The organism is Amnibacterium sp. (genome assembly GCF_036559085.1).
In the GTDB taxonomy this organism is placed as follows: Bacteria; Actinomycetota; Actinomycetes; order Actinomycetales; family Microbacteriaceae; genus Amnibacterium.
The window spans coordinates 43471-50217 of sequence record NZ_DATBTU010000058.1; the positions used below are offsets into that span (position 1 = coordinate 43471).

General features: G+C 71.4%; 9 protein-coding genes. 4 read left to right on the plus strand and 5 right to left on the minus strand.

Features of this window, described 5'->3' with window-relative positions; translation table 11 throughout:
* Positions 1-9 precede the first annotated feature (9 nt).
* Positions 10-768, minus strand: a complete 759-nt coding sequence (locus VIG76_RS10610; RefSeq protein WP_331953883.1) for an aquaporin — start codon at positions 766-768, stop codon at positions 10-12.
* A 48-nt stretch (positions 769-816) separates the two neighbouring features.
* Here VIG76_RS10610 and VIG76_RS10615 point away from each other — a divergent pair, with 48 nt between their 5' ends.
* Positions 817-1491, plus strand: coding sequence for an arsenate reductase/protein-tyrosine-phosphatase family protein (locus VIG76_RS10615; RefSeq protein ID WP_331953885.1), 675 nt, complete (start codon positions 817-819; stop codon positions 1489-1491).
* 226 nt (positions 1492-1717) lie between these two features.
* Here VIG76_RS10615 and VIG76_RS10620 read toward each other — a convergent pair whose 3' ends face one another.
* Both VIG76_RS10620 and VIG76_RS10625 read right to left on the minus strand, forming a co-directional pair.
* Positions 1718-2068: an arsenate reductase ArsC gene (locus tag VIG76_RS10620; RefSeq protein WP_414640635.1), complete on the minus strand. Its 351-nt coding sequence runs from the start codon at positions 2066-2068 to the stop codon at positions 1718-1720.
* Between the two features lie 112 nt (positions 2069-2180).
* The gene (locus VIG76_RS10625) at positions 2181-2528 is read right to left on the minus strand and encodes an ArsR/SmtB family transcription factor (protein WP_331953889.1); all 348 of its coding nucleotides are present in this window, start codon (positions 2526-2528) and stop codon (positions 2181-2183) included.
* Between the two features lie 89 nt (positions 2529-2617).
* On the opposite strand from VIG76_RS10625, the gene VIG76_RS10630 reads away from it, so the two are divergent.
* Entirely contained in the window at positions 2618-4000 is a 1383-nt protein-coding gene (locus VIG76_RS10630) for an NAD(P)-binding domain-containing protein (RefSeq protein ID WP_331953891.1), read from the plus strand.
* A gap of 133 nt (positions 4001-4133) precedes the next feature.
* Here VIG76_RS10630 and VIG76_RS10635 read toward each other — a convergent pair whose 3' ends face one another.
* The gene (locus VIG76_RS10635) at positions 4134-4856 is read right to left on the minus strand and encodes a YcnI family copper-binding membrane protein (RefSeq protein ID WP_331953893.1); all 723 of its coding nucleotides are present in this window, start codon (positions 4854-4856) and stop codon (positions 4134-4136) included.
* Between the two features lie 99 nt (positions 4857-4955).
* Complete coding sequence (locus VIG76_RS10640; protein WP_331953895.1) at positions 4956-5594, minus strand: hypothetical protein; 639 nt, start codon at positions 5592-5594, stop codon at positions 4956-4958.
* A gap of 129 nt (positions 5595-5723) precedes the next feature.
* On the opposite strand from VIG76_RS10640, the gene VIG76_RS10645 reads away from it, so the two are divergent.
* Positions 5724-5966, plus strand: coding sequence for a type II toxin-antitoxin system Phd/YefM family antitoxin (locus VIG76_RS10645; protein ID WP_331953897.1), 243 nt, complete (start codon positions 5724-5726; stop codon positions 5964-5966).
* Positions 5963-6220 carry a Txe/YoeB family addiction module toxin gene (locus VIG76_RS10650; RefSeq protein ID WP_331953899.1) on the plus strand — a complete coding sequence of 86 codons (258 nt, stop codon included), beginning with the start codon at positions 5963-5965 and terminating at the stop codon, positions 6218-6220. Before VIG76_RS10645 ends, VIG76_RS10650 begins: the two co-directional genes overlap by 4 nt.
* Positions 6221-6747 lie beyond the last annotated feature (527 nt).

The window sequence follows — 6747 nt, forward strand, 5'->3', positions numbered from 1 at the left end:
GGGACGGGGTCAGGATTCGAGCGGCTCGGCGGCCGGGACGACGACGTCGTCCGCAGTGGCCGACGCGGCGGGGTGGAGCGCGAGGAGGACGGCGACGCCGACGGCGCAGCCGGCGACCTGGGCCGCGATGAACGGCAGGACCGACGAAGGCGCGATGCCGGCGAAGGTGCCGGTGAACATCCGCCCGATGGTGACGGCGGGGTTCGCGAACGAGGTGGAGCTGGTGAACCAGTAGGCGCTGCCGATGTAGGCACCGACGGCCGCGGCGCCGGCCGTCCCGCGCCCTGACCGGGCGAGCGCGAAGATCAGCAGGATCAGTCCCGCGGTCGCGACGACCTCGCCGAGCAGATGGCCGGTGGTCGCGCGCTGCGTCTGGGAGATGGCGACCGGGGCGGCGAACATCGCGTCCGCGAGGACGGCGCCGCCGATGGCGCCCGCGATCTGCGCGAGGGCGTACCAGCCCAACTCGATGAGGGGCAGCCCGGCGCCGGCGGCTCGGCCGACGAACCAGTCGGCGGCGCTCACCACCGGGTTGAGGTGCGCGCCGGAGACGGGCCCGAAGGTCAGGATCAGCACGGCGAGGCCGAGCACCGTCGCGGTGCTGTTCTCCAGCAGCTCCAGGCCGACATCCGACGGGGAGAGCCGCTGCGCAGCGATCCCCGAGCCGATCACCACCGTGGTGAGCAGTCCGGTGCCGAGGAGCTCGGCGAGGAGACGGCGAGGCAGGGGAGCGGTGTGGCCGGTGGAGCGCCGGATGGAGTCGTTCATCTCCCGTCATCTTGACGGGCGACAGTTCACTCAGTCAACATTGACTCAATGAACGTCGAGTTGAATGACGAGCTCGATCGACGGGCCGCGAAGCATGCCGCGCTGTCGGATCCGACGCGCATCCGGATCGTCGACATGCTGACGCTCGGAGACCTCGCGCCGAGCGAGCTGCAGGCCGCTCTCGAGGCGCCCTCGAACCTCCTCGCGCATCATCTCGGCGTTCTCGAGCGCGCCGGTCTCGTCGCGCGCGGCAGGTCGGAGGCGGACAAGCGGCGAACCTACGTCCACCTCGTGCGCGATGCCCTCGACGGCCTCGTCCCCGGTCGGGCGCAGCCCGCGTCCCGGGTGGTCTTCGTCTGCACGGCCAACTCGGCCCGCTCCCACCTGGCCGCTGAGCTGTGGGCGACGGCGAGCAGCGTTCCCGCGGCGTCGGCCGGCACCCACCCCGCCGAGTCGATCGATGCCGGCGCCGTCGCGGTCGCCCATCGGCGCGGACTGGACCTCCACGAAGCCCGTCCTCGGGGGCTGCAGGAGGTTCTCTCCGATGGGGATCTCGTCATCACCGTCTGCGACAACGCCCACGAGGAGCTCGGTGCCCGCAGTCGACTCCACTGGTCGGTGCCGGATCCCGTCCGGGTCGGCACCGACGCCGCGTTCGACGCCGCGTTCGACGACATCGCTCGCCGGATCGGCGACCTCGCCCCTCGCATCGTCGCGAGCTGAACAGGATCACCGCTATGAGCGGCACGGCCGTGACCGTGCTGTTCCTCTGCGTGCACAACGCCGGCCGATCGCAGATGGGGTTCGGCTTCTTCGAGCGATACGCCGGGGACCAGGCGGTCGCGTGGTCCGGCGGCTCGAGCCGGGCGCGACGACATCGAACGCCGCGTCCTGCACCTCCTCGACCAGATCGGTGTGCCGGCGATCCGCCGAGGCTGACCGGGCGGCGTCAGGATGCGGGAACCAGCTCCTCGAGCAGCGCGGAGACCCGCGCCCTGATGTCATCGCGGATCGGCCGGACCTCCTCGACCGGGCGTCCCGCCGGATCCGTGAGCTCCCAGTCCTCGTACCGCTTCCCCGGGAAGATCGGGCAGGCGTCCCCGCAGCCCATCGTGATCACGACGTCCGAATCCTTGACCGCCTCCGTCGTCAGCACCTTCGGCGCCTCGCCCGTGATGTCGATGCCGTCCTCGGCCATCACCTGCACGGCCACCGGGTTGATCTGGTCCTTCGGCTCGCTGCCCGCGGAGAGCACCTCGACGCGGTCGCCGGCGAGCGCCCGCAGGTAGCCCGCCGCCATCTGGGAGCGGCCGGCGTTGTGGATGCAGACGAACAGGACGGTCGGCTTCGCCACGGTGCTCCCTCGGTCGGACGGGTCGGTCGTCGGCAGTGTAGGGCGCCCGTGTGGCGCGTCAGAGAGCGGAAACGGCAGCGCCGGCGGCGTTCAGCGCCTCGGGAACGAGCCGGTAGTACGCCCACGTGCCCCGCTTGCTCCGGGTCAGGAAGCCCGCGTCGGTCAGCGTCTTCAGGTGGTACGACACCGTCGCCTGCGCCAGGCCGATCGGATCCGTGAGGTCGCAGACGCACGCCTCCTGGCCCTCGGACGCCGCCACGATGGACAGCAGCCGCAGCCGCGCCGGGTCCGCCAACGCCTTCAGCGTGCGAGCAAGATCCGTCGCCGCGCTGGAGGCCATGCCGCCGGTGCCCGGCGTGCAGCAGGCCGCATCCGTGGTCGCGGTGATCTCCAGGGCTGACGTCACCGGCCAAGTGTCGCATAGATCGACGACGGTCGATGTATTGTGCGTGCATCGACAGCGATCGATGATTTCGCAGCACTGAAGGAGCACCCGTGACCCTCACCCTGTCGGCACCGACCGAGACGGCACCGGATCGGCTCGCCGGACTGCCGGTCGCGATCATCGGCGCGGGCCCCGTCGGACTCGCCGCTGCGGCCCACCTCTCCCGGCGAGGGCTGCCGTTCGTGGTCTTCGAAGCCGGCGAGTCCGCCGGGTCCGCCATCGCGCTGTGGGGCCACACCCGCCTCTTCTCGCCGTGGCGCTACGTGATCGACGAGGCAGCCAGGGGATTGCTGGCGGCGCAGGGGTGGACGAGTCCCGACCCGGAGGTGCTGCCGCGTGGTCGCGACCTCGTCGCCGACTACCTCGAGCCTCTGGCGGCGACGCCGCAGCTCGCCCCGCACATCCGCTACTCGGCCAACGTCTCAGCCGTCAGCAGGCAGGGCATGGACCGCACCCGATCGACCGGTCGGGCCGACGCGCCGTTCGTCCTCCGCGTCGAGCAGAACGGCAACGTGCGGGATGAGCTCGCCCGAGCCGTCATCGACACGTCCGGCACCTATCGGAACCCCAACGGCCTCCTCGCCTCCGGCCTCGACCCCGTCGACCTCGACGCGCTCCGGCCGCACCTCAGCCACGCCCTCCCCGACGTCCTCGGGCGTGACCGTGCCCGGTTCGCCGGCAGGCGCACCCTCGTGCTCGGCGCCGGCCACTCCGCCGCCAACACCCTCATCGCCCTCGCCGGCCTCGCCCGGCAGCAGCCCGGCACCGAGGTCGTGTGGGGCATCCGCAACGCCGGCCCGAAGCGCGTCTACACCGGCGCGGACGACGAGCTCCAGGACCGGGCGGCGCTCGGCGACCGGGTCGCCTGCCTCGTCGCCGAGGGGCGCATCACGCTGCTCGACTCCTTCGAGGTCGACCGCGTCGAGCTGGCCGGCGGTGCCGTCCGCGTCGACGGCCGACGTGCCGGGGAGCCGGTGTCGATCGAGACCGACGTGATCGTCGGCGCCACGGGTTTCAAGCCCGACCTCGACATGCTCCGCGAGATCCGCCTCGCCCTCGACGACATCGTCGAGGCACCCAGTGCGCTCGCGCCGCTCATCGACCCCAACCTGCACAGCTGCGGCACCGTCCCGCCCCACGGCGTCGCGGAGCTGGCCCAGCCCGAGCCGAACTTCTTCGTGGCCGGGATGAAGAGCTACGGCCGTGCCCCGACGTTCCTGCTGCTCACCGGTTATGAGCAGGTCCGCTCCATCGCCGACGAGCTCGCGGGCGACCACGCGGCCGCGCGACGTGTGCGGCTGACGCTGCCCGAGACCGGCGTCTGCTCCGGCGGCGAAGGCAGCGCCTGCTGCAGCACGCCGTCGACGTCCGCTCCGGCTCGTCGGCCGCTGCAGCTCCTGACCGTCCGGCCGAGTCGAGGCGGCGGCTGCTGATACGGCGGTCTCAGGTCGTCCGCTGACGGCACGTCGCAGCCCACGCGAGTCGAGTCGGCGTCGGCCGCCGCCTGCTCGACGACCGCCGCGGCGACCGCGACCCCCACCAGGTCGTGAGGGCCGCGGCGAATCGTCAGGGCCGCCGCGCTCGACGGGCCTGCACGATCGTCGCTGCAGCCATCGCCACCGCGATCACGGCCAGGAGGAGCGCGACGAGGGCGACGACGAGGGCGACGGTCACGTCCGACGCCGGCGCCGGCGCCTGCGCGCTCAGCCCCACCGTGTCCGAGGTGAGACGCTCGGTGGCCGGCGGCGCGTCGTTGACGTACAGCACCGGTGCCGGGAAGTCCGGTCTCGCTCCGCTCGCGGTGTCGGACTCCGCCCACTTCACGACCTTGCCGTCGGAGTAGGTCTGGGTCGTCGGGAACGTGAGCCGTCCCGTATCCGGCATCGGGCCGACGCTGAGGATGAAGTCCTGGAACTGACCGCCGGTCAGTCTGGTACCGGTGTCAGCGGTCCAGACGACCTGGGTCGGCGCCTCGGTGACCGTGGTGCCGTCGATCCTCGCGGGCTTGGGCAGCCTGCCCGTCACGACCGTCGCAGACCAGCCGGCGACCGGCTGGTAGGAGACGTCGCCGAACGGTGTCGATGTGGGCAGGTCGATCACGACCTTGGTCGTCGTGGCGGTGCCGGACTCGGTCGGGACCGAGAAGGTGAGCTGGGTGTCGTCCGCGCCGGCGACTGCCTGCTTCGGATAGACGCGGACATGTGCGCTCGCCGACAACGGAACGGCGAGCACGAGGGCGAGGGTCGCCGCGACGGCGAGACCGGCGCGGGACAAGGACTTCGAAGGCATGGGAGTTCCTCACAAGGGACAGCGACCAGGGGGCCGCTCGATCAGCAGGAGTCGTGCGCAGCGCACGGAAGCAGCCGGGCCGAGGGCCCGGACGAAGCATCAGAACTGCGGAGGGAGCGGCGGTCCTCTTCGAGGTGATGCAGCCAGGGCACGTCGCAGGTGCAGTGCCGGCGGCTGGTCGAACGACCGCGGCTCGGGTCGCGCAAGCGGACGGGCGAGCGGGATCGCGGTGACGACATCGGCCAGTACGGTCCTCGAGAGGCGCTCCCCGACGCGCACGAGGCCCCAGAAGGCGGCCTCCCCGCGATTCCAGGCGAGGACCGTGATCAGGGCCGCGACACCGTGCGCGACCCACATGCCGGCGGACGGCATGGACATCGGCGACATCGCGCGAATGGGCGGCGCAGCCATGCCCGGCATGCCCCTCATCGCGGCCCCGCCTGACGGAACGAGGGACGCAGCGCCCGGGCCCGCTGCGAGCGCGAAGGTCACGTGAAGAACCACCTCGGCGGTCAGGATCGTCGCCGCTTGGCCGAGCAGGGACGGGCGCCGGCCGATGAGCAGCAGCCCGGGAAGCCACGAGAGCACGCAGACGGCGAGCACCAGCAGCGCGGGCGGCGGAGTCCCCCCGGCCGCGACGTGCGAGGCCAGCGCGACGAGCGTCGCAGCCGTGGAGGCGCCGACGCACCGGAGGACGCGGATCTGCCGCACCGAGCGCTCGATGGTGACATCGACCACGACAGGAGCCTAAGCCCCGGGCCGGCGTGAGGCTGATCGCAACCGGGAGACCTCGGCCTTCACCACGCGGGCTCGGGGGGTAGCACCGGCCACCCGGGAGTTGTACCATTTGTGGTACAAGGAGGGGCCATGGCCATCACGGCGTCCGAAGCCCGCAAGGGCCTGTTCGGGCTGATCGAGCAGGTGAACAACGACCGGATCGAGATCGAGATCACGTCGAAGCGCGGCGATGCGGTACTGCTCTCGCGCGCCGAGTTCGACGCCCTGAACGAGACCGCCTACCTGCTCCGGTCCCCGGCGAACGCGGAGCGGCTCCTCGAGTCCCTCCGGCAGGCCCGGACGGCCGAGACGCAGCCACACGAGCTGGCGTGAGGCTCGTCTTCACGGACAACGGGTGGGATGACTACCTGTACTGGCAGCGAACCGACCGCGCGGTGCTCAAGCGCCTCAACCGTCTGATCGAGGACGCGCTCCGCGCCCCTGCCGAAGGGATCGGCAAGCCGGAAGCGCTCCGCCACGTGCTGCAAGGCGCGTGGTCGCGGCGGATCGACGAGGAGCATCGGCTCGTCCACCTCGTGGACGGTGACGATCTCGTCGTGCTGCAAGCGCGGTACCACTACCGCTGAGCCAGAACCGGGGAAGGCGGCAGAGCTCGACAACGATCGGCTGATCGCGAGCGACGGTCTACCGGTCTGGGGGCGGTGTCACGCCTGTCGAGACCGCGATCTCGTGCCGCGTGCGGATTCCGGGCTTCTCGAGCTCTGATACAGCGTGCCCCTGGAGGGACTCGAACCCTAGTTCCAGGCCCACAATCGCGCCGCACGGGCACAAAATGCGCATGATCCCGGGCCTTTGGAGTGATGTTGGTAGAGCCCGACGCCAGGGTGATGCGCTCAGTTGTTGTCAAAATGTTGTCACGCGCCGGGTCCAGGTGCGGCAGACGCTGCAAGGCCTGGAGGGGCGGCTCGTTTGCCCAGAATGCCGAAGTCCGCTCGCAGCAGGCGCATCGTGCCGCTGTTGGATCAGCGGCTCATCGCGGAACTGCGGCGCTCCTGCTGACGCACCCACCGTCCGGCGATCCGGCGTGCTCGGCGTCGGCAGTCTCCGGCGGAACTACTTCCGCCCGGCGCTGCCGGAGCGCGGACTCCCGGAC